Origin of the sequence: Nostoc sp. C057 (assembly GCF_013393925.1) — a bacterium.
Taxonomy (GTDB): Bacteria; Cyanobacteriota; Cyanobacteriia; order Cyanobacteriales; family Nostocaceae; genus Nostoc; species Nostoc muscorum_A.
Genome location: NZ_CP040281.1, coordinates 6,995,566 through 7,020,148, shown reverse-complemented (window position 1 = coordinate 7,020,148; position 24,583 = coordinate 6,995,566). Strand labels below are relative to the sequence as shown.

14 protein-coding genes and 1 pseudogene are annotated in these 24,583 nt (G+C 41.9%); 11 read left to right on the top strand and 4 right to left on the bottom strand.

From position 1 onward, the window contains the following. Positions 1-83: 83 nt before the first annotated feature. Positions 84-1,895 carry a translation elongation factor 4 gene (gene lepA / locus FD724_RS29760; RefSeq protein ID WP_012408259.1) on the bottom strand — a complete coding sequence of 604 codons (1,812 nt, stop codon included), beginning with the start codon at positions 1,893-1,895 and terminating at the stop codon, positions 84-86. A 617-nt stretch (positions 1,896-2,512) separates the two neighbouring features. Here lepA and FD724_RS29755 point away from each other — a divergent pair. The 5 genes and pseudogenes from FD724_RS29755 to FD724_RS29735 all read left to right on the top strand — a co-directional run bounded on the left by FD724_RS29755 (position 2,513) and on the right by FD724_RS29735 (position 9,230). After that, positions 2,513-2,749, top strand: coding sequence for a hypothetical protein (locus FD724_RS29755; protein ID WP_012408258.1), 237 nt, complete (start codon positions 2,513-2,515; stop codon positions 2,747-2,749). 172 nt (positions 2,750-2,921) lie between these two features. Beyond that, the gene (locus FD724_RS29750) at positions 2,922-4,709 is read left to right on the top strand and encodes an ATP-binding protein (RefSeq protein ID WP_114081039.1); all 1,788 of its coding nucleotides are present in this window, start codon (positions 2,922-2,924) and stop codon (positions 4,707-4,709) included. Between the two features lie 496 nt (positions 4,710-5,205). Continuing rightward, positions 5,206-5,436: a NifU family protein gene (locus FD724_RS29745; RefSeq protein WP_012408256.1), complete on the top strand. Its 231-nt coding sequence runs from the start codon at positions 5,206-5,208 to the stop codon at positions 5,434-5,436. A gap of 78 nt (positions 5,437-5,514) precedes the next feature. Further along, entirely contained in the window at positions 5,515-7,743 is a 2,229-nt protein-coding gene (locus FD724_RS29740) for a glycoside hydrolase (RefSeq protein WP_179075098.1), read from the top strand. 325 nt (positions 7,744-8,068) lie between these two features. Next, a pseudogene (locus FD724_RS29735) lies at positions 8,069-9,230 on the top strand (transposase). A gap of 216 nt (positions 9,231-9,446) precedes the next feature. Here FD724_RS29735 and FD724_RS29730 read toward each other — a convergent pair. Then, the gene (locus FD724_RS29730; RefSeq protein WP_372726498.1) at positions 9,447-9,764 is read right to left on the bottom strand and encodes an STAS domain-containing protein; all 318 of its coding nucleotides are present in this window, start codon (positions 9,762-9,764) and stop codon (positions 9,447-9,449) included. 611 nt (positions 9,765-10,375) lie between these two features. On the opposite strand from FD724_RS29730, the gene FD724_RS29725 reads away from it, so the two are divergent. The 3 genes from FD724_RS29725 (at position 10,376) to FD724_RS29715 (ending at position 15,797) form a co-directional block, all read left to right on the top strand. Next, positions 10,376-11,509 (top strand): ISAs1 family transposase, encoded by a 1,134-nt coding sequence (locus FD724_RS29725; protein ID WP_179072797.1) that lies wholly within the window; start codon positions 10,376-10,378, stop codon positions 11,507-11,509. Positions 11,510-12,150: 641 nt separating this feature from the next. After that, positions 12,151-13,203 (top strand): serine/threonine-protein kinase, encoded by a 1,053-nt coding sequence (locus FD724_RS29720; protein ID WP_179075096.1) that lies wholly within the window; start codon positions 12,151-12,153, stop codon positions 13,201-13,203. Positions 13,204-13,760: 557 nt separating this feature from the next. Beyond that, positions 13,761-15,797, top strand: a complete 2,037-nt coding sequence (locus FD724_RS29715) for a serine/threonine-protein kinase (RefSeq protein ID WP_179075095.1) — start codon at positions 13,761-13,763, stop codon at positions 15,795-15,797. 195 nt (positions 15,798-15,992) lie between these two features. On the opposite strand, the gene FD724_RS29710 is transcribed toward FD724_RS29715, so the two are convergent. After that, positions 15,993-17,210 carry a peptidase gene (locus FD724_RS29710; RefSeq protein ID WP_114081044.1) on the bottom strand — a complete coding sequence of 406 codons (1,218 nt, stop codon included), beginning with the start codon at positions 17,208-17,210 and terminating at the stop codon, positions 15,993-15,995. A gap of 870 nt (positions 17,211-18,080) precedes the next feature. Between FD724_RS29710 and FD724_RS29705 the strand changes: the two genes are divergently transcribed. The 3 genes from FD724_RS29705 to FD724_RS29695 all read left to right on the top strand — a co-directional run bounded on the left by FD724_RS29705 (position 18,081) and on the right by FD724_RS29695 (position 23,005). Then, the gene (locus tag FD724_RS29705; RefSeq protein ID WP_179075094.1) at positions 18,081-20,507 is read left to right on the top strand and encodes a GH116 family glycosyl hydrolase; all 2,427 of its coding nucleotides are present in this window, start codon (positions 18,081-18,083) and stop codon (positions 20,505-20,507) included. 1,780 nt (positions 20,508-22,287) lie between these two features. Continuing rightward, a complete protein-coding gene (locus tag FD724_RS29700; RefSeq protein WP_147262464.1) occupies positions 22,288-22,494 on the top strand; it encodes a hypothetical protein in 207 nt (68 codons plus the stop codon). Between the two features lie 169 nt (positions 22,495-22,663). Then, positions 22,664-23,005: a HetP family heterocyst commitment protein gene (locus FD724_RS29695; protein WP_242060672.1), complete on the top strand. Its 342-nt coding sequence runs from the start codon at positions 22,664-22,666 to the stop codon at positions 23,003-23,005. 861 nt (positions 23,006-23,866) lie between these two features. On the opposite strand, the gene rpe is transcribed toward FD724_RS29695, so the two are convergent. Then, the gene (gene rpe, locus FD724_RS29690; protein WP_114081048.1) at positions 23,867-24,574 is read right to left on the bottom strand and encodes a ribulose-phosphate 3-epimerase; all 708 of its coding nucleotides are present in this window, start codon (positions 24,572-24,574) and stop codon (positions 23,867-23,869) included. Positions 24,575-24,583 lie beyond the last annotated feature (9 nt).

The window sequence follows — 24,583 nt, the reverse complement described above, 5'->3', positions numbered from 1 at the left end:
ACTCGCTTTGCGTAGCGATATCCGCCATTAGGACTCAAATTCATTCTGACTTCTGACTTCTGACTCCTGACTCCTGAATTCTATTAGCTTTGATCCAAGCGCAGTACTGCCATAAAAGCTTCCTGCGGTACATCTACAGTACCTACAGATTTCATCCGCTTTTTACCTTTTGCTTGCTTCTGTAAGAGTTTCTTCTTCCGGCTGATGTCACCACCGTAGCATTTGGCTAGCACATCTTTCCGCAAGGCGGGGATGTGTTCGCTGGCAATAACTTTACTGCCAATAGATGCCTGAATTGGGACTTTGAATTGATGGCGAGGAATTAATTCTTTGAGTTTTTCTGCCATTGCCCGCCCAACGTTGTAAGCTTTGTCTCGATGCACAATCATCGCCAAGGAATCCACAGGATCGCCGTTAATCATGATATCTAGCTTCACCAGAGGGTTCTCACGGTAGCCAATGAGGTGATATTCCATACTAGCATAACCGCGCGATCGCGATTTCATCTGATCGAAAAAGTCAGTTACAACTTCCGCCAAGGGGAGTTCGTAAGTCAGGGTGGTTCGTCCTTGGGCGAGATATTTCATATCTTTGAAGATGCCCCGGCGATTTTGTGACAACTCCATCAAGCTGCCGACATAAGTTTCCGGCGTAATCATCTCTACTTGGACGTATGGTTCTTCAATTCTTTGGCGATCGTTGGGAGAAGGCAAACGGCTAGGATTATCGATGTACAGTTCCTCTCCTTTGAGAGTAATCACTTTATAAACCACCGAGGGGGCTGTAATGATTAAATCGAGATTATACTCCCGCTCTAGGCGTTCCTGGACGATTTCCATGTGCAGCAAGCCTAAAAACCCGCAACGGAAGCCAAACCCCATCGCGCTCGAAGTTTCTGGTTCGTAATGCAGGGCTGCGTCGTTAAGTTCCAGCTTTTCTAATGCTTCCCGCAAGTCTTCAAATTGGTCAGCATCAATGGGGAACATCCCACAATAAACCATTGGGTTCGCTTCTGCATACCCTGGTAAGGGTGACTCAGCTTTTGCCTTACTAAGGGTAATTGTGTCACCCACCCGTGCATCAGCTACTGCTCTAATTGCAGCTCCCAAATAGCCTACTTCCCCAGCGTGGAGTTCTTCAACTTGCTTTTGAGTGGGAGAAAGCACACCTAACTCATCAATTTCAAATTCTTTACCGGATGCCATTAAATGAATGCGATCGCCTTTTCTGACAGTGCCATCCATCACCCGGAAATACACAATTACTCCTCGGTAACTGTCGTAATAGCTATCAAATATTAACGCTCGTAATCGTTCATTTATGGTATTGGGCGGTGGCGGTATCCGCTCGACAACTGCTTCTAAAATCTCATCAATACCAAGTCCTTCTTTCGCAGAAGCCAGAATCGCACCACTGCAATCTAGACCGATAATTTCTTCAATTTCGCCAATTACCCGTTCTGGTTCTGCCCCAGGCAAATCAATTTTATTCAAAACCGGAATAATTTCCAGGTTATTCTCTAAGGCTAAATAGACATTTGCCAAAGTTTGCGCCTCCACACCTTGGGAAGCATCTACTACCAATAGCGCTCCTTCACAAGCAACAAGAGAGCGGGAGACTTCATAAGAAAAATCCACGTGTCCAGGAGTATCAATTAAGTTCAGCACATACTGCTGACCATCCTTAGCTGTGTAGTTCATCCGGGCAGCTTGCAGCTTAATCGTAATGCCGCGCTCCCGTTCCAGATCCATGTTGTCGAGAAACTGTTCCTTCATCTTTCGGTCTTCAACAGTGCCAGTTGCTTGTAGCAAGCGATCGGCGAGGGTTGATTTCCCGTGGTCGATGTGAGCAATAATACAAAAATTGCGAATGCGAACTGCGGGAACGTCAGTCATATACTATCTTTGCCTTAGCAGCAACCAAAGTTAAAAGAGCAATTTACTTAATGTATTTTAATGCTTTCTTAGCCAAGACGCTCCGTTTTTAGTGCTGAGTTCCAAGTGCTGTTAGCGGATAGCTAGGGTTTAGCCCGTGCTGAGTTAGGAGTCAAAAGTTAAGAGTTAAAAGTTAGGAGTTATTATTCTTTCCCTGCTCCCCTGCTCCCCTGCCCCCCTGCCCCCTGCTCCCCTGCTCTCTTCACCCCATCTTTAACTTTCGATCTAAATAGGTGGACTTTTAAGAATATTATGAAAGTCTATTTGTCGCTGCTAGTATTCAACAGCTAGGAGCGTACAATAAATGTAAATAAGTACATGTAGGGATCATGTAGTGATCTTGGGCAATTACGACCCGTAATTACTCATAATCACTGATTTATCGGCAAAACTTCTAGAGCCATTGTCTAGTCAGTTATATGAAAAATGCGATTTGAAACTTAAAGCTGTTACTTTGGTGCTATTTCGGGGAACTATGTAAATGTCCCCTTGAAGATTTTTCAGTGAATTAGCCCAAATGATGAATATAACTACTTTACAAAGCTTTAGACAAAACCAATTCAGAGTATATCAAACCTATGAATATGCAAGAGAAAACTACCGAAGCGGAAAACACACGAGCCGATAAGGTAGAAATTGCCGTCCGCCTGGACTCCGAGTTACTAGAGCAAATTCAGCATCTCACCAATGACCCAAGTAAAGTGATTGAGGTAGCAATTCGCCAGTGGTTGCGTGGTGAAATCCTCAGAGATGACGAACTGACGCGCACCCCTGTGCGTACCCCCGTCCCTCCTCGCGGTGAATGGAACGATTAATGCCATCAGTCATCTGTTAATGCAAGTTAAAAAAGGTGAAGTTTGCCAAGCTGGATTTCAGAACACCAAGAAATACCCAATAAAAGCAAAAAAGCTGTAAAAAATTATGTATAAATTTTAGCAGCTTTAGTAAAATTACGGTCGGATATCCTTTGTCTATCCAACTCAATTAATGACTATTACTGCCAATTCCCAATTGCCGAATGTATTTTCCCAAAATCTGGAATCTATTGCCAGTAAAACTGATGGCTCATTACCAACTCTAGGAGCCGAGTTGGTGTATACACAAGATGGGGCAGGGCGCTATCTGACCTTTCATTGGCAGCACAGCGAACTCCTGGGGTTAAATACCGAAAAAATAGTTGACGAGCTGAACCAGACGCAAACCTTTGCCCCTGTGGATAAGGTTAATTATGTGGAACGATTGCACCGAATTTTGACAAGTTTGGTGCCAGAAAGGTTTCAGTGTTGGTTTAGCTACCATCAGGAATTATTTGAGTTGGACTTAGTGATTAGTCCGATTATGCCGAGTCTGGGAACAACTGCCACTACAGTTTTAGTTATGGGACGCTTAGTGCAAGCGACACTCAACAAAAAACAAGCGCGTGTGGCATCCAAAACGCCCACACAAATAGAGTTGGCTTTACGTTCACAGCAACATCAAAAACTGGTAAATCGGATTACCAGAAATATTCGTCGGACATTGGATTTAGATATTATTTGGCAGCAAACAGTTGACAGTTTAGGAAAAGCACTGCGGCTAGAGCGCTGTATTATTTGTCCTTATCAGCCCTCTAGCTCAAAAGTAAAAGTGAAGGCTGAGTATCGCCAGCCAGAACTCAGATCAATGCTAGGCTCAGAAATAGATGTAGCTTCTGAGCCTGCCTTTGCTCAGGCTTTGACAACCCTAGAACCAGTTGTGATGGAAGTGCCTGGATGCACAGAGTCTGGGCGGCAGAAAACTTTGGTGGTTGCGACTTGCTATCAAGACCAAGCCAATGGATTGGTTGCCTTGAATTGGCAGGATGAATGCTATACATTAACAGAATCGGAATTAGAGCTAGCAAAAGAAGCAGCAGATCAATTGGGAACTGCGATCGCACATGCTACTTTATATGAAGAATTAGAAGTAGCGCGTCAAAAAGCCGAAGAAGCTTCCCGTCTCAAAAGCGAGTTTCTGGCTAATGTATCCCATGAAATTCGTACCCCCCTCAATGGCATGATTGGCTTCTTAAAGCTAATTTTGGAAGGGATGGCAGATGACCCAGAAGAACAAAACCAATTTTTGGCAGAAGCTCACAACTTATCGATACATCTACTAAATATCATCAACGACATTTTGGACATTGCCAAAATCGAAGCTGGTAAAATGGAGCTAGCTTACGCTCCAGTCAAGCTAAATGAGCTATTTAGTGATGTAGAAAGTTTCATGCGTCCCCAAGCAGAAATGAGAAACCTCAGCTTTCGGATGCAAATGCCTGCTACCTCGGATGAAATCATTGTCCAAAGCAACTACCAACGCTTGCTCCAAGTGATGCTCAATTTGCTAGGTAATGCCATCAAATTTACTCATGAAGGCGGTGTCACCGTCAGCGCCGATTTAGTACTCAAAAAATCGAAGCTTCAAGGCCAGCAATTTCCTGGCATGGTAAGAGTCCGTGTGGCAGACACAGGCATCGGTGTTTCCCTAGACAAACAAGATAAACTGTTTCAATTATTTTCTCAGGTGGATGGCTCACGCACTCGCCAGTATGGTGGCACAGGTTTAGGACTGGCAATATCTCAGAAGCTAGTGGAAGCAATGGGCGGCGAGGTACATTTTTATAGTCTGGGTGAAGGACTTGGTTCAACAGTGACATTTACAGTGCCACTATATCAACAGCCAGTCATGGTTTCGTCTACTGATAGCGATTCAACAGACAGTGCTGTTAGCGATAGCGGGGCATTTAGCCCGTTATGAGTTTGTCATTGGTCATCTGGAACATTACCAATACTGGGTTTGAAGTTTTATAATTTAAATTTTCTTAGTAATTATTATTCAATAAATAACAAAATTGGGCATGGAAGATTGGAAATAATTCCGTCTCTAGACCACAAAATTGTATAATTATGGGCTGGGTTGAAGAACAGAACACAACAAACGCCTAAATGTTGACTTTTGCTCCGCTTTACTCAAAATTTACAAAAAATAGATTTTTGACTCCTTTTTACGGTGACGTGTACTTGGAGAATTAAATCCTGTCTTCCGTCTGACTGCAAAGCAGAACCTAAAAGCTAAAGTAAAGTAGGAGGCTCACACGAAAACTTTGTTCAGACAACATGGAAAATAAGATTTTGGATAATAGTTAACGAGTAATAGCGCATCTGGCACAGGAATCATTATTATTCAATGTCCCATGCCACATGCCCCATGCCCCATTCCCAATGCCCACCATTAACTTAGCAGGTCTAAAACTATGGAACTCACAATTGACAACGTTGAAACAGTCTTAGATGAAATGCGCCCTTATCTCATGTCTGATGGCGGCAATGTGGAACTTGTAGAACTCGATGGGCCTGTTGTAAAGCTGCGCCTGCAAGGTGCTTGTGGTTCTTGTCCCAGTTCTGCAATGACCCTGAGAATGGGTATTGAGCGCCGCCTAAAAGAAATGATTCCTGAAATTGCGGAAATTGAACAAGTGGTGTAAAAGTTAGGAGTTAGGAGTTAGGAGTTATGAGTTTTGAATCAACTCCTAACTCCTCATTCTTAACTCCTAACTATTCCTATGTCCCATCCTCTCTACATCGCTTTTATCTGGCATCAACATCAGCCTCTGTACAAATCTCCTGGTAGTGCCCTATCTCCCAGTCAGCAGTACCGCCTACCTTGGGTACGTTTACATGGGACTAAAGATTATTTGGATTTGGTATTGCTCTTAGAGCGGTATCCTAAGTTACACCAAACGGTGAATTTAGTTCCATCGCTGATATTACAACTTGAAGATTATATTGCTGGGACTGCTTTTGACCCTTACCTCACAGCCTGCTTGACACCGGATGAACAACTCAGCCAGGAACAGAGGGAATTCGTTATCCAACACTTTTTCGATGCCAATCACCATACGCTGATTGACCCCCATCCCCGCTATAGCGAGTTGTATCAGCAAAGGCAGGAGAAGGGGCAAGCCTGGTGTTTAGCAAATTGGGAATTGCCTGATTATGGTGATTTGCTAGCTTGGCACAATTTAGCTTGGATCGATCCACTGTTTTGGGATGACCCGGAAATTGCTACTTGGTTAAAACAGGGTCGGAATTTTACTTTAAGCGATCGCCAGCGCATTTATTCCAAACAACGAGAAATCCTCAGCCGCATCATCCCCCAACATCGCAAAATGCAGGAGGCTGGGCAGCTAGAAATTACCACTACGCCCTACACTCACCCGATTTTACCCTTACTCGCTGATACTAACTCCGGTCGGGTAGCTGTGCCCAATATGACACTACCTAAGCAGCGCTTTCAGTGGGAAGAAGATATTCCTCGTCACTTACGGAAAGCTTGGAACTTTTATAAAGACCGCTTTGGACAAATACCTCGTGGTTTGTGGCCTTCAGAACAGTCAGTCAGTCCGGCAACACTTCCACACATTATTAACCAAGGATTTAAGTGGATATGCTCAGATGAAGCTGTCTTGGGATGGACGCTGAAACACTTTTTTCATCGGGATGGGGCGGGGAATGTGCAGCAACCAGAACTGTTGTACCGACCCTATCGGTTGCAAACCGCAGAGGGTGATTTGTCAATTGTGTTTCGTGACCACAGATTATCAGATTTGATTGGCTTTACCTACAGTGCGATGCCAGCAAAAAAGGCAGCAGCAGACTTAGTGGGACATTTGCAAGCGATCGCAAAAATGCAAAGAGATAGTCAAAGTGAGCAACCTTGGCTAGTTACCATCGCCTTGGATGGGGAGAATTGTTGGGAATTTTATCCCGAAGATGGCAAACCCTTCTTAGAAGCTTTGTATCAAAGTTTGAGTGATGAACCCCACCTCAAACTCGTCACTGTCTCCGAATTTCTCGAAGAATTCCCCGCCACAGCCACCATTCCCGGAGGACAACTACATAGTGGTTCTTGGGTAGATGGCAGCTTCACCACCTGGATCGGCGATCGCGCCAAAAATCGGGCTTGGGATTACTTAACAGAAGCAAGAGAAATGCTCGCAAGTCATCCCGAAGCAACGGAAGAAAACAACCCAGAAGCATGGGAAGCATTGTATGCCGCAGAGGGTTCAGATTGGTTTTGGTGGTTTGGTGCAGGACATTCTTCAAATCAAGATGCCATATTTGATCAGTTATTTCGAGAACACCTGTTTGGCATTTACAAGGCGTTAAATGAACCTGTACCGCCCTATCTCAAGCAACCAGTGGAAATCCACGAAGCACAGGGAAGCCACACCCCACAAGGATTTATCCATCCTGTTATCGATGGTAAGGGTGATGAGCAAGATTGGGACAAAGCTGGACGCATAGAAATCGGCGGGGCGCGGGGGACGATGCACAATAGCAGTGTCATCCAGCGACTTTGGTATGGCGTAGATCACCTCAATTTCTATGTGCGGCTGGACTTTAAAGGTGGCGTTGCACCAGGGAGGGATTTTCCTACAGAGTTGAATTTGCTGTGGTTTTACCCAGAAAAAACAATGGTTAATAGCCCAGTTCCCTTGGCAGATGTACCAGATGCAGCCCCGCTTAATTATCTTTTCCACCATCTTCTAGAAGTTAACTTACTGACGCAATCGATTCAGTTTCGGGAAGCTGGAGACAATTATCAATGGCAGCCCCGTTTCAGTCGCGCTCAAGTAGCAATAAATAGTTGTTTAGAGTTGGCAGTACCGTGGGCAGATTTGCAGGTTCCGCCAGATTATCCCCTGCGTCTGATTTTGGTGCTTGCAGATGAAGGGCGTTTTTGCAACTACTTGCCAGAAAATGCTTTGATTCCTATTGAAGTGCCTTAGAACTCAATACCCTTGGTTTTATAGCCATTCTCATTTGAATGAATAGTGGCGTACATCTGTACGCCACTACGAGGATATATCTTTCATCTATGGTTAATTATTTTTATGTGCCTATAGAACTAATATAGGAATCCGCTTTGGTTTTTGTATCCCTCACGGGAGCGTAGCCATACTTACTTGCGTGGGAAGGCAAGAGGCAATAGGCTAGGACCTTAGTGGTGCAGAAAAGTCCTGAAGGCTTGATATATGGGGAATTTTACTAAGACAAGGGTGACAGAGAGGGGGAAGACATGGGATGCTCAAGTTTCCACACAAAAACTACTCCATGTCAGTCCCCCATCTTTATCGTCAACTGCAAGTTCAACTAAGTCAATGGATTTGTCCCCAAGATCAACGACATCTGCAAGTCTTTTGTGAGAATGTCGCCGCCATTTTGCAAGCTCAAAGCGCCTGTCTGAGCCACTGGTTGCCCTATCTGAGTCATAGGGAGTGCAAAGCTCGCAGCCACATGGAGCGCTTAAACTACTTTGTCCATAATCCCAAAATCACTGCCGAAACCTTCTATTTTCCTATGTTGCAGCAGTTCTTGAACTCCTGGGAGGGCATGGCGATGACACTAACACTTGATACCAGTATGTTATGGGATCAATATTGCTTAATTGAGATCTGTTTAGTTTGGGGTGGACGCTCTATTCCACTTGGTCAAACGGTATTGGAGCATGGCAGTGCCACCGTGGGCTTTGAGGACTACTGCCCCGTGTTAGAAACGACGTTAAGGCTGCTGCTTAGAAGCAGAATGTCATGTGACGTTGTTAGCGGATCGAGGATTTGAACATGGTGCGTTGATCCGGTGGTTACGGGAGCATCAATGGTCGTGGTCTATTCGGGCGAAATCGGACTTGAACATTACCCTCTCCAATGGTCAAACGGCTGCGGTTGCAAACTTGCTTCCCCAAGAGGGCGAAGCTTATCTGTTTCGAAAAGTCAAAGTTTTGCAGGACATTGAGTGTCATCTCGCCACCGCTCATTTAGCTCTGGCAAGTGAGGCTTGGGCTGTCCTCTCCGATGTGCCGCCGTCCTTGCAGACTTTTGAGGTTTATGGTCAGCGATTTGGCGGCATTGAGCCACATTTTAAGGATTATAAGTCCGCCGCTTTTGAACTCATCCGCTCCCACTTGCGCGACCCTCAAGCGCTGAATTGTTTGTTGATGTTGCTAGCGCCTGCCACCTTAATTGCTATTGCTGTTGCGGTGGTGGTGGTCGGTGAAGGTCGGCGCAAAATGCTGGATTGGCACAGCCAGAGGGGATTGAGTTTCTTACAATTAGGATTACGCGAAATTGAACGGTTGTGTTATCAACGCCTCCCAATTCCTCTATTAGCTACCTTACCTCGGAAGAGTCCCCCATCTGCCACTGCTTCACTTAAAAAACGAACGCAGATAGAGCAACAAATTGAGTTCTCCCGTGTCACTGTGTTCTCAACTTGAGACTTCGGAAAGTTTTCTGCACCACTAAGGGCTAGGACTTACGCACGAGTTACAGAATAACGAACCGCAGAGGCACAGAGGGCACGGAGAAATCAGAGTTTGAGAGATAATTTGCGTAAGTCCTATAGGCAATAGAAAAGAAGGCTTTTTGAGTTGTACGGAGTTTTTTCACGCAATCAAATAGAATTTCTATATATTGACTATTTTGTCTGCATCTTAGCCCTTTTTGTCCACCTCCAAGGTTGCCAATATTTGGCGATTGAATTCCTCTTGATCGGCAAAGATTTGAAAAATTCTATCTACTTTAGTAAGTTGAAACAACATCCTGACTTGCTCGCTGATAGAACAGATAAAAAGTTTACCATTAGCACTTTGCACTATTTGCATTACTGAGATTAAAGCACCTAAACCAGAGCTATCAATAAGCTTTATCTCTTTCATATCAAGCAAAAAAGTATTGGCTCCTCCTGTGATAAGTCCACTAACTTGACGACGTAGTTCATTACCTCTGACATTATCTAAAATTCCTGACAATTGTAGTACTATTATGCTCACTTTCATGTTTTTTCAATATTATTTTGATTGAAATAATTTAGGAGTTTTGGAATAAGGCTGACCGTCAAATTTGCCATAAAGGAGCGATAGTTCTCAAATGATATATCTGCTTGTTTTTGAGACTATTTAGCCCATTTAAGCCCCAGGGCAAACGCATCTAAATATCAGGGCAAACGCATCTAAATATTGACGAGCCTGAATCAGGGCGAAATACACCAAGACTCAAACTACATAAGGCTTTGAGGAAATTAAATCTCACTCGTTATAAAAATGATAATCATTACGAGGGGGGAGTTAGAGGCAGCCGACGGCTGCCTGAGCTTTCACGGTCAGTTCTCCACTCTTCTAGCGTAGGTTTTCTCACAGTCTGATTCTCAATAGTTTTAGATTAATGACTAGGAATTATGAGAAGATCAGCACAAAGAAAAGCTCAATTTATGCGATCGCCGCCGGGAAGGACGGTTACACCATCGCCCTTCCGATCAAAGTGACTTTTACAGATGCTGTGAAAGTGAGGACGGCTGGCCTTCATTGAACGTGGTATTCTCACATTTATCAGAAAGAAGAATTACGTTCTTATTCTCCTCTCTATGAAGCTGAAACCCAAAATTACGATTGCTGACCATTTTGCGGTGATACAAGATCCACGAGTAGATCGCACCAAACGACATAAATTAATCGATATCATGACCATTGCCGTATGTGCTGTGATTTGTGGTGCGGATGGTTGGGTAGCCGTAGAGACTTATGGTTGTGCAAAGTATGAATGGTTAAAAACATTTTTAGAATTACCAAATGGGATTCCGTCCCACGATACATTTGCAAGAGTATTTGCACAAATAAATCCTCAACAGTTCCAGGAATGTTTTCTGAGCTGGATGAAATCAATACAGAAGATAACTGATGGTGAAGTTGTCGCGCTTGATGGGAAAACTTTACGTGGTTCTTATGATACAAGTAGTGACCAAAGCGCAATTATAATGGTAAGTGCCTGGGCAACTACAAATAAATTAGTGCTGGGACAAGTAAAAGTAGATCAAAAATCAAATGAAATTACAGCAATTCCAGAATTATTAAAGGTATTAGAACTGTCAGGATGTATTGTGACCATTGATGCAATTGGCTGCCAGAAGGAGATTGTGAAGCTAATCACACAGCAAAATGCAGATTATGTAATTGGGTTAAAGAAGAATCAAGGAAATCTTTATGATGAAGTAGAAAAACTATTCTCTTCAGGCATAGCTACAGGATTTGAGGGGATTGCACATAGCACGTATAAAACAGAAGAAACAGGGCATGGTCGTCATGAAATCCGCAATTACGTAATGTTCTCTCAAATTGAATCTCGGCTTAACCCAGATTCAATTTGGTCAAATTTTAATAGTGTTGGCATGGTAGAATCTGTCCGTTCATTCAATGGTGAAACAACGGTTGAAACTCGGTATTTTATCAGTAGCCTTGAGTCAGATGCTAAACAGTTTGGTAATTCTATTCGCAGTCATTGGGGAATTGAAAATTCATTGCATTGGCTATTGGATGTTGCCTTAAGAGAAGATGACTGTCGAATTAGAAAAGATAATGCCCCACATAATTTTGCAATTCTCAGACATCTTGCAGTCAATCTTTTAAGTCAAGAGAAGCGTGTCAAACGTGGAATCAAAAATAAACAGTTTCTCGCGGCGATGGATAACAAATACTTACTAAGTATTTTAGCGTTAGCTTAAAATAGTACATCAAAACTTGAGTTGAATGTTTTACATAAAAGTTTTATTTATTCTCTAAGTAAATATATTCTTATGTAGCTCATAATTGAATTATTTTAGTATTGACGATTAGTCATTCAGTTGAAGATAAGCTAATTCAAATTTTGAAAAATATTTGATTTATTTTATTTATCATTTCACCGATTTTTGCAATTATCTATGTCATTTTGGAATCTCCCTTAGTTTTTATTAGTAAATAAGATGCGTTTGCCCTGATTTAAGCCCTAGTTAGCTGCTGCAAGGCTAACGCGCTTATCCACATTAACAGCCATAACAAAGACTCGCAAGACTAACCCCAAAATATCGACCGTCAACGAAGAGAGCAGGGGAAGCAGTTTTTCTTTCTCCTCCTGCCTTCTTCGGTCATAAATCGCTATCAAGAAATGTAGGGGGATTCATGTAGACGCATTCGCGGAGCGTCTCGTAGAGAAGCGGCTACTCTCACTATGAGTTCTCCAGAGGAGTACCGTAGATACTGTGTGTACTTTTGCGTAAGTCATAAGAAGAATAATGATGATTTAGCAAAGTTCCAGTAATATTACTGTTATTAAGGAATATTTGTCGTAGGATTAGAGACATTTTAGAGCAGATATTCTATACTAATGAATCGCTTTTCTCAGAAAATAACGAATTCTCAAGAGAGCATTTCACAGCAAACTCAACTTGGTCAGATGTGTGCTTCCAAGAAGCTATTCCGCGATCGCTATCAAATATTGCAAGTTCTAGGTAAAGGTGGTTTTGGCATCACTTTTTTAGCCAAAAATGCCGTATTACCTGGGCATCCTCTATGCGTCATTAAACAGCTTTGCCCGAAAGTGACTAGTCCCCAAAGTTGGCAAAAGGCATGTGCGCGTTTTGAAAAAGAAGCAAGAACTTTAGGTCAACTTGGTAGTCATTCGCAAATTCCCATGCTGCTAGACTACTTTCAGGCGAATGAGGAGTTTTTTTTAATTCAAGAATACGTACCGGGTTTGACTTTAGCCCAAGAAGTGCGGCGAGGTGGGCCCAAAAGTGAAGCCTCGGTGAAACAGTTCTTACAGGAATTATTACCAGTATTACAGTATCTTCATAAACATCATGTGATTCATCGGGATATTAAGCCCCAGAATTTATTGCGGTGTGAGTATGACAAGCGGGTAGTGCTGATTGATTTTGGTGCAGTGAAAGAGCAAGTAGTTGATGCTTGTGAAAACTCTACCAATCAAGCTGTGAATACCAACTTTATTGGAACTAGGGGATTTGCGCCACCAGAACAGTATTCTCTTCGCCCAGTTTATGCCAGTGATATTTATGCACTGGGTGTAACTTGTATTTATATGTTGACTGGTAAAAGTCCTTTAGAATTTGATTACCACCCAAATACTGGTGAGATATGCTGGCAAAAAGAAGTAAATATTACCGATAGTTTCGCCAAAACTTTAGGCAAAATGGTGAAGATTACATTAGACGATCGGTTTAAGAATGTCGATGAAGTAATAAAAGCTTTAAGTTATGAAAGCTATTTGCCTACCTTAGCTAACTGTCTAACTACCCAAAAATTAAATAATAAAAGTATTACACAATACGAAAACTTTAACGAAACTCCAGATGTCTACATGCCACCAGTTACCAGAACTGCTAATGCTATTCGGAAATGGAGAGCGAGACTTAAGTAAACAAGGTAGCAAAATTAAGTTAAAAGTTATTTGTGATGTATCAAATAATTGTAGATTATCCTAAATCTCCATCAAAAAGGGGGATTAGGGGAATTTGAAAGTGTCTAAAATCACAGCAAAATCCTTTTCAAATAACCTTTTATTGCCTAAAGTATCAAATTAACAATTATCATGGGCAATTGAAAATATCAAAAACAAATCTAGTAACCATTGCGACTACATTTCATCGTCAGTGATGGTTAATTAATCAGGGTTTTACTTAATACTTAGTCAATTTGTGCTTGTCAATATACAAGCACAATTACTAGGGGTAGCAGTTTAGAGAAATATTTCTATTCAGATTATTATATAATCGGAAGAATAATTAATTTTATGGCTCTCGTAGTTTTCCACAGAAAAGGAAGACTGACTACTATTTACAAACGCTAACTATATTAAGTAATTCCCCAATCCCCAAAACAGGGTTTTCTACCACAAGTAAGCGAGAGTCAATTTTCTTCAGGGACAGTTCGGGGCAAACTTAGCCTAAGTTGTTATGCAGTCGCGCCTGTCAGATCATGATCTGCTGCTTAAATCCCGATTGCCTAAATCCCCTGAATTCCAATGGAAAGAAGTTTTGCCAAAGTTGTAGCACCCCGTTGGTGTCACTTTTAAGAAATCGCTTCCGTGTCATCCGAGTCCTTTCAGATGAGGGGGGATTTGGCAGAACCTATCTATCAGAAGATGTCGATAAACTCAATGAACGCTGTGTTATCAAGCAATTAGCTCCAAAGTTCCAAGGAACTTGGTCGCAAAAAAAGGCGATGGAATTGTTTGCCGAAGAAGCGCAGCGACTACAAGACCTTGGGGAACATCCCCAAATTCCAACTTTAATAGCTTACTTTGAGCAAGATGGCTGCCTATATTTAGTGCAGCAGTTTATCAATGGCGATAATTTGTTAAAGGAGTTGCAACAGCGCAAGGGTTATAACGCTAGGGATATTCAATCTATTTTGCTAGATTTATTGCCCATCCTGAAATTTATCCACGATCGCAAAGTCATTCATCGGGATATCAAGCCAGAAAATATTATCCGTCATAAAAGTGATGGGCGATTAAGTCTGATTGATTTTGGTTCCTCAAAGCAATTCACCGCCAAAGTTCAGCACAAGTCTGGCACATCCATTGGTTCACATGGTTATTCTCCCTTAGAACAAATTAGAGATGGTAAAGCTTTTCCTGCCAGTGACTTGTTCGGTTTAGGCGCTACCTGCTTTCATCTACTAACGGGAACTTCCCCCTTTCAGTTGTGGATGGAATCGGGGTACGCGTGGGTGAGTAATTGGCGGGAATATTTGCGGAGTCCATTAAATACCGAGTTGGATTTTGTCATCGACAAACTTTTAAAAAAAGATATCCATGAACGTTACCAGTCAGCCGATGAAGTTCTTAAGGACTTAACCCCAAAACAACTCCTCGCCCTACCACCAGCCGGTAAGTCATCTGGAAAAATCCCCGCAACTCAAGCCCCATCTTTGCCAAAAAGTTATCCCTTACTGAGAACTTTAATTTTGGTAAGTGCTTTTATTCTATTGTTCGGATTCCAGGAATCTTGGTATAAACATTTTCGTCGGATTCAAACCAGTTTAGTTTCTAGGCTGAGTCAGCATAATAATTCTGGCAAAGATGACGTGCTTTTAGGTCAACCACCAAAGATTACTTTGGGTAGGGTTTCCTTAGCTAACACCATCCAAGGATATGAAAACTCGGTTTTATCCGTCGCCATCAGCCCTGATGGTAAAACCATTGCTAGCAGTGGCGGCGATGGCACAATCAAACTTTGGAATCTCGCCACCGGGAAAGAAATTTCTTCACTAAACGCCTATTCTCAGCAGGTGAATACCTTAGTAATTAGCCCAGATGGGAAAACTTTGGTAAGTGCCAGTGATGACAGCACCATCAAAATTTGGAATTTAGCAACAGGAAAACAAATTCGCACTCTTACAGGGCATTCTGACTCTGTTCGGGCCCTAGCGATCAGCGCTGATAGCGAGACTTTGGTGAGTGGTAGTGATGACAACACCATCAAAATTTGGGATTTAGCCACAGGAGAGCAAATTCGGACATTGGTCGGGCATACATTTTGGGTGCGATCGCTAGCCATCAGTCCCGATAGCGTGATTCTTGCTAGTGGCAGTTTTGACAAGACGATCAAAATCTGGAATCTCACAAAAGGGTACTCAATCCGCACACTAGAGGGAAATTATCAAACAGTAACAGCTGTAGCTATTAGCCCAGATGGGAAAATTTTAGCCAGTGCTAGCCGCGATCGCACCATTAAACTTTGGGATCTACTGACGGGAAAAGAAATTCGCACACTGGCAGGACACGCCAACACAGTCACAACCGTAGCCTTCAGCGCCGATGGTAAAATTATTGCCAGTGGTAGCCGCGATCGCGCCATCAAACTCTGGAATTCGGCCACAGGAGAAGAAATTCTCACATTAACAGGGCATACCAACACCGTTACATCCGTAGCCTTCAGTCCTGATAGTAAAACCCTTGTCAGTGGTAGTGAAGACAACACCATTAAGATTTGGCGGTTGTCTCAGTAAAAATTTCTCCCCCCGGATTTCTCACGCATAGTTTAGGCAGAGGGAGAAGAGGAGTGTGGGGAGTGTGGGGGATAAGACTTCTTCCCCATCCTCCCACACCTCCCACACCTCCCACACTCCTTGATTTCTCACAAGTGAGAAATCAAGGATTTTGCGTATTAAAATCAGGCAGAGGTTTTCATACAACCTAAATTATCAGAAGATAGTCAATCTATATTTACCGCGTTCCTGTGGATTTTTGGAACTGACAACTACATAGTAAGTGTCATCTTCAGGCAACCTAGCTCGGTCAATTAAAGCGCTGTAGGTGCCAGCTTTATCTTTATCCTTATCTATAGCGATCGTCTGTCCTTTTGAATTTAGCAAAGCTACGTAAGGAGAAAATTCTTCATCAACACTATCTACACGAATACTTACAAGCTGATTTTTTCTTCCTTGGAAATTAGATACATTGTAAGCGCCTCCATTTTGTTTCAAGGTTGAGCTATTGGCGCTTAGTTGTCCTGCTTCATCTAAGGTATAGCTAGCTCTGTCATTCCTCAAAGCCAAACTATAGCGACCGATCTCACCAGAATCTCGGCTAGTAACTGCAATTTTGTAAGTGCCATTCTTAGGCAATCGCGCAAAAATGAAGGCATCATCGCCATCACTGCTTTTTTCCAAAGTGCCTTTTTTGACGATGATATTATCATCAGGATCGTGCAGAAATAACAAAGGATTTAAACTCAAGTTATTTGATCTGCGTGTATCTTTACTACCAACAAGCCTAATTTGAACTAGTTGATTTTCTCTACCTTCAAACTCATAGAAATGAAAATATCTACCTTGAGATTGAAAGTCACTCTTACTCAAAATACCCAATGCGACATCTACAAAGTTAATCTCTTTATAAGTAGGTGTTGCAGGTGCAGAAACTGCCGGACGATCGATATTTTGGTTGCCACTTCTAGCTACATTAGAACTTGGCTTGCGAACTCTCCCAGAACCATTTGAATTAGAAGCCCTACCTCCAGACGATCTAGATGCACTACTATTGGAACGATTAGAATTTGAGTTAGAAGTCCTACGTCTAGATGATCTAGAAGTAGAGTCATCATTTGAAGCGTCCGAGGTTGGCTGGGAAGTTTCTGTATTAGAAGATATAGGACGAGTCTGGATTGGCGACTCAACAGAAGATGTCTTCTTTCTTGGAGATATTGATGCTTGAGAAGCAGGAAGCTGCTCAATTCCTTTTTTTACTGCTTCTGGTTGTCTCTCATCTGGTGATTTAGCAATTATGAAGCCTTGAGAATGTTGAGGTTTCCCCAAAGCATTTATAGGTAGCACATTGCTCGCGATCAACAAACTACTACCCAAGGAACAAATTAAAATGCGGCTTAATTTGTGGCGATAGTTTTTGGTTTCTAGTAGCATAATTACGCTCCTAATTTTGCGGATAATTTCGTATTTAACAGATAGACAAATTTGAAGTCAAAAAATTATATTCCTATTGAAACTCATAATACACTGTGGTGGAAGTTTGCCTACCATATCAAACAAGAGGATTTTGCTCTAAGAGGTTGTTTGAAAAGTGTTTTGCTGTGACTTTAGGCACTTTGAGATCCCCCCTAACCCCCCTTAAAAAGCAGGGTGGATTAATTGTCTAGAGAGAAAAATTAAAACCCTCATTCTTGCGTTCATAAATCCAGTTCCCCTGTTAGCAGGCTGACGAGGTTACGGGGATTACAAATTTTCTCTCCGCACAATTAATCCACCCTGCCTAACCCCCCTTAAAAAGGGGGGGAACCGGAATCAAAGTCCCCCTTAAAAAGGGGGATTTAGGGGGATCTAAAATTTTTGATCCCGACAAGAGGACTTTTCAAATATCCTCTAAGTCTTGTTTGATATGGTAGCAGCTGTACTAGAGTGAATATTAATTTTGTAAGTATATACTGAGCTACAAGCTGAAATTGCTGCTTTTCGGATTTTTGCCGAGATATTTTTGTTAAACTGAGCCAGATGCTACTAAGTAAGTGGGCGTAAATAATTATCGGCGGGATAAGGAAATAGGCAATAAGGGTTTTAGCCTAGTTTGATTTTATTGTGCCAACTTACTTAGACTACTGAATCAAGAAGGCATATTTGTGGGCAAAATTAGTGGAAGAGTTGATATATAAGGTTTTTCCCTTTTAAACTTTTCCCTTTCCCCCAAAACCCGACCAGTATTGATATTTGTGCCCCTTGAGAAAAATCGCACATCGCGCTAGTCTTCATGGACGTAACTGCACGCTGTAACATTAGGCGATGACAAATCAACTCTCTCCGAAAATTCCCTCTTGTACTTGGAGCCGTCCCATCGGTTTAGGCTGGGACAAACCTTATACTGTCCGCTACGCAAGTAATATCGATGATGGCCCTTGGCATGGTATGCCTTTAGGTGGCTTTGGTGCAGGTTGCATCGGTCGTTCTTCACGGGGAGATTTTAACCTGTGGCACATCGACGGCGGTGAGCATACCTTCAAAAACGTCCCCGCTTGTCAATTCAGTGTATTTGAATCTAATGGCACATCTACCCAAGCCTACGCTTTATCCACCCAAGGGCCCGATGATGGCACTCTCAAAGCTTGGCAGTGGTATCCAACGCTTCCCAGTACTGAGGGGACGGGTAATTATCACGCCCTATACCCACGTAGCTGGTTTGTGTACGAAAATGTATTCCAAGCACAGTTGACTTGTGAGCAATTTTCCCCAGTTTGGGCAGGTAATTATCAAGAAACTAGCTACCCTGTAGCAATATTCCTTTGGAATGCCCACAACCCCACAAATGCACCAATCACTCTCAGCATTATGCTCACTTGGCAAAATATGGTGGGCTGGTTTACAAATGCCCTCAAATCTCCCGAAGTGCGGGTGCGTGATGATGGTAGTCCGGTTTACGAATACCAACCACGTTGGGGCGAAAGTCAAGGAAACTATAATCAAATAGTTGAAAATCCACAACAGTTTGGCTGTCTTTTAAGTCGGGTTGGTAGTGATGCTTTGCAAGAAGGTGATGGAACTTGGTGTATTGCGACGCTGAAGCATCCTCAAGTGGAAGTATTTCACCACACTCGCTGGAATGCTGAAGGAACTGGTGATGAGGTGTGGCAAAGCTTTGCCAAAGATGGTTCTTTGTCCAATTATATAGATGCTAATCCAGTCGGAGAAGGTGAACAGTTAGGGGCTGCGATGGCTACGCCGGCCGCAGGCATCGCACTCCGTTTCACTCTCCAACCAGGCGAAACTCTTGAAATCCCCTTTGTCCTCGCTTGGGATTTGCCCATTACAGAATTTGCCGCCGGAGTCAACTATTATCGCAGATATACAGACTTTTTTGATAGAAGTGGAAATAATGCTTGGGCGATCGCATCCACTGCCCTCCAAGAATACCAAACCTGGCGATCGCAAATTCAAAGTTGGCAACAACCCATTCTCGACCGGGAAGATTTACCTAACTGGTTTAAAATGGCTCTATTTAATGAGCTTTATGACCTCACTAGCGGCGGTACTCTCTGGAGTGCAGCATCAGAACTTGACCCCATCGGTCAGTTTTCGGTGCTGGAGTGTCTAGATTATCGTTGGTATGAAAGTCTAGATGTGCGATTATATGGCTCTTTTGCCTTGTTGATGCTGTTTCCCGAACTGGAGAAGTCGGTGATGCGGGCATTTGCACGGGCGATTCCTCAAGGTGATGATACACCCCGAATCATCGGCTATTACATGACAATCAAAGCTGAAAGCCCAATTGCAGTTCGCAAAGTCGTCGGTGCAACACCCCACGATTTAGGCGCACCCAATGAACACGTTTGGCAGAAAACCAATTACACCAGCTATCAAGACTGCAATTTGTGGAAAGATTTGGGTAGTGATTTTGTCTTGCAAGTATACCGGGATTTTCTGCTTACGGGTGCTGACGATGTAGAATTCTTGGCAGATTGCTGGCCTGCGATCGTTCAAACCCTCGACTATCTGAAAACCTTTGACCTTGATGGTGATGGGATTCCCGAAAATTCTGGTGCGCCTGACCAAACCTTTGATGATTGGCGGTTACAGGGTGTCAGCGCCTATTGTGGTGGGTTGTGGTTAGCAGCGCTAGAGGCTGCGATCGCAATTAGCGATATTTTATTAACTTACCAGACAGGTAACACAGCAGAGTTGGCGGCGCAAAAGTCCACTTATGAAGCTTGGTTGGCACAATCTCTTCCTATTTACCAAGAAAAACTTTGGAATGGGCAATATTACCAACTTGATAGTCAAAGTGGTTCCAATGTGGTGATGGCAGATCAGTTGTGTGGACAATTCTACGCCCGACTATTGGACTTACCAGATATTGTACCGAGCGATCGCGCCCTTTCTGCCCTAAAAACTGTTTATGATGCGTGCTTTTTGAAATTCTGCAATGGAGAGTTTGGTGCTGCGAATGGTGTTCGTCCTGACGGTTCACCAGAAAACCCTAAAGCTACTCATCCCCTAGAAGTTTGGACTGGGATAAACTTTGGGCTAGCGGCTTTTCTTGTGCAAATGGGAATGAAAGATGAAGCGTTGAGGTTAACACAGGCTGTAGTAGAGCAAATTTATGAAAATGGGCTGCAATTTCGCACCCCTGAAGCTATCACCGCAGCTGGTACTTTCCGCGCTAGCACCTACTTACGGGCAATGGCAATCTGGGGCATTTACTTAGTTATTAATTGATTAGCTATCAAAACGGTTCTCATACCCTGCGGATTCGCTGAAAGCGTTCTCGTAAGAGTAGCCGCTACGCGTCTATGGATGCAATATACTTTGACCTCTCTCCAAACCTCTTTATTAAAAGGAGAGAGGCTTTGAATCTTACTCCCCTTCCCTTCAAGGAGAAGCAGGGTGGTTTCATACAACCAGAGAAAAACTAAAATCGGATTTTAAAGCCTCTTGACCTTTCGGGGAGAGGTTTGGAGAGGGGTAAAAAGCCATGCCACAAAACAAGAAATAAAAACTTATGTATTTTTCTTTTTTCGTATGAAACCACCCTGCCTTCCCTTCAAGGAGAAGGGACTGGGGCTTAGGTCTGTATTCGATGCAATTGAGAACCGCTATAGTATATACGTTGCCAGGATTAGCCTGTCTTTATCTGAGAAAGCAGAGTTTAAATTTGTGATTTTATTTTCCGACTGTTTCCGGAAGCAAAGGAAAATTTCAGTAATGGTAAGAGTTGAAGTAGTGAGAACTCTAGACTACCCTATGCCGACTATATCTTTGTTCTAGACCGAGGTATTATTGTTGAGCAAAGCACTCATCACAAACTCATGGCAATTGATGGTTTTTACTAGCATTTAGCCCAAGTGTCACAGCATCCGTAATCTCTACTTGAGAAATTTTTTAAAGATAAAGACTTAGAGAAGTTACTGTTGAATAAAATTGACAATATTATACTTTCTAATATTTTACATATTTAACCTAATACATATTTTTATTTAAAGCATCTTACTACAGATATTTTGCATTATTCAATTGATAATAATTAAAACTATAGCAATCCGCTTTGATTTTTGTTCGCGCAGCATGGCGTAGTCATATTTCCTTGCATGGTTAGGCAAGAAGTAATAGGAAAGAGTTTTTCAAAAATAAAATATGGGTGCTATAGGCTAGCTGTTATTAATAGCTAATAATCATGAAATATTCACGATTGGTTTACAGCGATTTTATTTAGATACATTAAATCTCTAGTTCTTGTAAATCAAGAACCATCAGAATAATAAATATCATTAACTAATTGAACTTATTAAGAAAATAGGCTCAAGGCTATGGCTGCGAATGTTTTTATTCTTTAGCAGTTACTATTTTTAGAAGTTGTTTTACATCATAGTTAATGGTAGTATTTTCTAGAGACTCGACAATAATAAAGGGTTTAAATTGAGATTGTGTGGGGGGTCAGACCCCTCATAAATTAGCAAAGGAGGACAAAATTAAAAGTTGCACAATAGGCAAGTACGTATCGAAATACATTCAGTAAATTTAACTTAAAAATCTACTAACTTAGTAGATGACATTAACGACAAAAAATAGTATATATACGAATGACGTTGTTAAAGCTCTAGGATAAATAAATTTTTTCCACTACTCAAAAAAATATGAAAACTTGCCGGAAATTGCTTAATTAACCAGTAGTAAGAAATACAGGCGTTTTAACAGAGAAAATTGATTGAATTAAAAGTCGATAAAGTTTCAGAGGATAAAACTGCATCTACCCAGAGCTACGCCTAGACTTTTGTCCTACCAGTCAAATGAGAAGACAAAAGATAAATTTTTCCCTTTCAGTTACTAACAAGTAAAAGCTACAGTTTCCTCAATTCATCGGATGGAATCTGGATAATTAGGAATGAGCAGCCAACAAACTTGCTTAAAAACTTGATTGTTTTTAATCAAAGGTTAGTTCATGAAAATAATCATCAGGTCAAATGCAGTCGAAACCTCAAGCCAAGGGGACAGTTCAGCAATGAATCTATATAATTTGTATCCCTACTACAAGCTAGCTCTTGCTCAAACTAGTTTACTAGGGGAGTTATCAGCCAAAATTACTAAAACTCTGCTTAATAGCGCCAAGGTAAAGCTCAAACAGCAGAGAACTTTCAGTCTGTATCTTTACCGCTCAAAGCTGCGGGAGCTAATCAGAGCTTGGGAAAGTTATGTACGCATCTGTTGATAGATGGATTTTTAGCCTTCGTCAACATCCAACACCGCCAAATTGCTGATAATTTCCCGAAAGCGATTTAACAACTGCAAAAAGATTAATGCAGTTTGTAAACCTCAATTGAAACGACAACAATCGCAGAAACTGAACTAGTTTACTTCATCCAAAATAATTAAACACTATGATGAATCAAGACATTGCTGGTATTAGTAGTAATTTAGATACAACAGTAAAGGCTCAACAATTTGATAAAGTAGTTGAAGCAATTATTGCTGGAAAGTACTCCTGGGCATGTGTTTTAATGCTACGTTTTGCTGGTTATAATCCTCTCCATTACATTCCGTACCGTACCTACAACCGATTACTGAAAGAAAACTCTCAAACCAACAGAACAAAACAACAGCAAAGTGAAAATCTAAAAATGCTGAAACATTCTAATGATTCAAGGCCTGCTTATCTTGAAGTAGTTGGAAAGCAAAAAACAGAAATCCGCGGCGTTAGTTTAGACCAGAAATTGGGATAGAAAATTAACAAACATTAATCAAGGAAATCGCCATTAACTCAAGATATATCCTTGAAAGGCTGTGGAGCCAATTAAAAAATAATTTGGAATCAAGAAATTCTGCCCTAGAGTTGATTGAGTATCTGAAAGCCTGCCATGCTAATTTAAAATTGATTGCATGGTAGGTTTTCTATCGCAGTGATTAATTTGATATTTTTTTGCAAAAATCTGCCAAAATGGCAAATATATACTGACGACATTGGTAAACTAATAACAACGGCAATTTCAACCACAATAGAGGTGATTGGCAGCAAGCAAGTTAATTTAAAAACATAAAATCAATGATTAGTTCTGACTATGAAATAAATCAAACTGATTACAAAAGTAGTCAGCATTTCATGGAGTAAATAACTCCTATCCCAAGGCAAATGATGCAACCGTTGCTAATGGTGGTTCTTGTTCTGAGGAAGTCTGAGCGAAAAGAATTTGAGGAGGTGGATTCCCCCAATCCAAATTTTACACAACTTTCATTGACTGCAGACGATGTGAGTAATGCTTAGAAAACTTTCTATCTTGTGATTGGTGTTGCTTTATTTAATAAAGCAAACGCTTAACACCAATAACAGGGACAGAAACAGGAAAGTTATGGTGAAATCGTTGTCTTGGCTGGTGGAACTAGTAGGTCATACGCTTCTCTTTCAACTATTTTAATCCTAGTCCTCCCAACCTGGATTATCTCTGCTTTCTAAATTTTCAATTTATATACTAAATACTGGAAGTTCAAAACTTGAAGAGCTTTCAGTATTTTTATGTGTAAATAAAAATAGGGTGAGCAATTTGCCCACCCTATTTTTTGTAGAGAATGGTTAATCCAGCAATGAATTAAACCTTAGCTAATTCTGGGGTAGGACGCTTGCTGTTGCGAATTGATGTAATAGCCTCAGCATAATCTTTAGCATTAAATACAGCTGAACCGGCGACAACTGCATTAGCTCCTGCTTCTAAAACTTGCCAAGTATTATTTGCCTTCAGCCCTCCATCCACTTCAATCCAAGGGTCAAGACCGCGTTCATCACACATTTGACGCAGCTTGCGGATTTTGGGTAACACACCAGGGATAAAGCTTTGACCACCAAAACCAGGGTTGACGCTCATAATCAGTACTAAATCGCACAAATCTAGAACGTATTCAATTAGCTCTAGAGGACTACCAGGATTAAGTACAACTCCAGCTTTCTTACCAAGCTCTTTAATTTGCCCCAAGGTACGGTGCAGATGTGGAGAAGCATTATGTTCGCAGTGTACGGAGATAATATCAGCACCCGCTTTAGCGAATCCTTCTACGTACTTTTCTGGCTCCACAATCATCAAGTGGACATCCAGGGGCTTGGTTGTAACCGGACGAATCGCCTCCACAATCAGAGGGCCTATCGTAATATTAGGTACAAAACGACCGTCCATTACATCAACATGAATCCAATCTGCTCCGGCTGCGTCTACGGCGCGAATTTCGTCACCCAGACGGCTAAAATCGGCTGATAGGATAGATGGAGAAATTACAATGGGCTTTTGAGATAGGTTTTGGGTCATGGCTAGTGG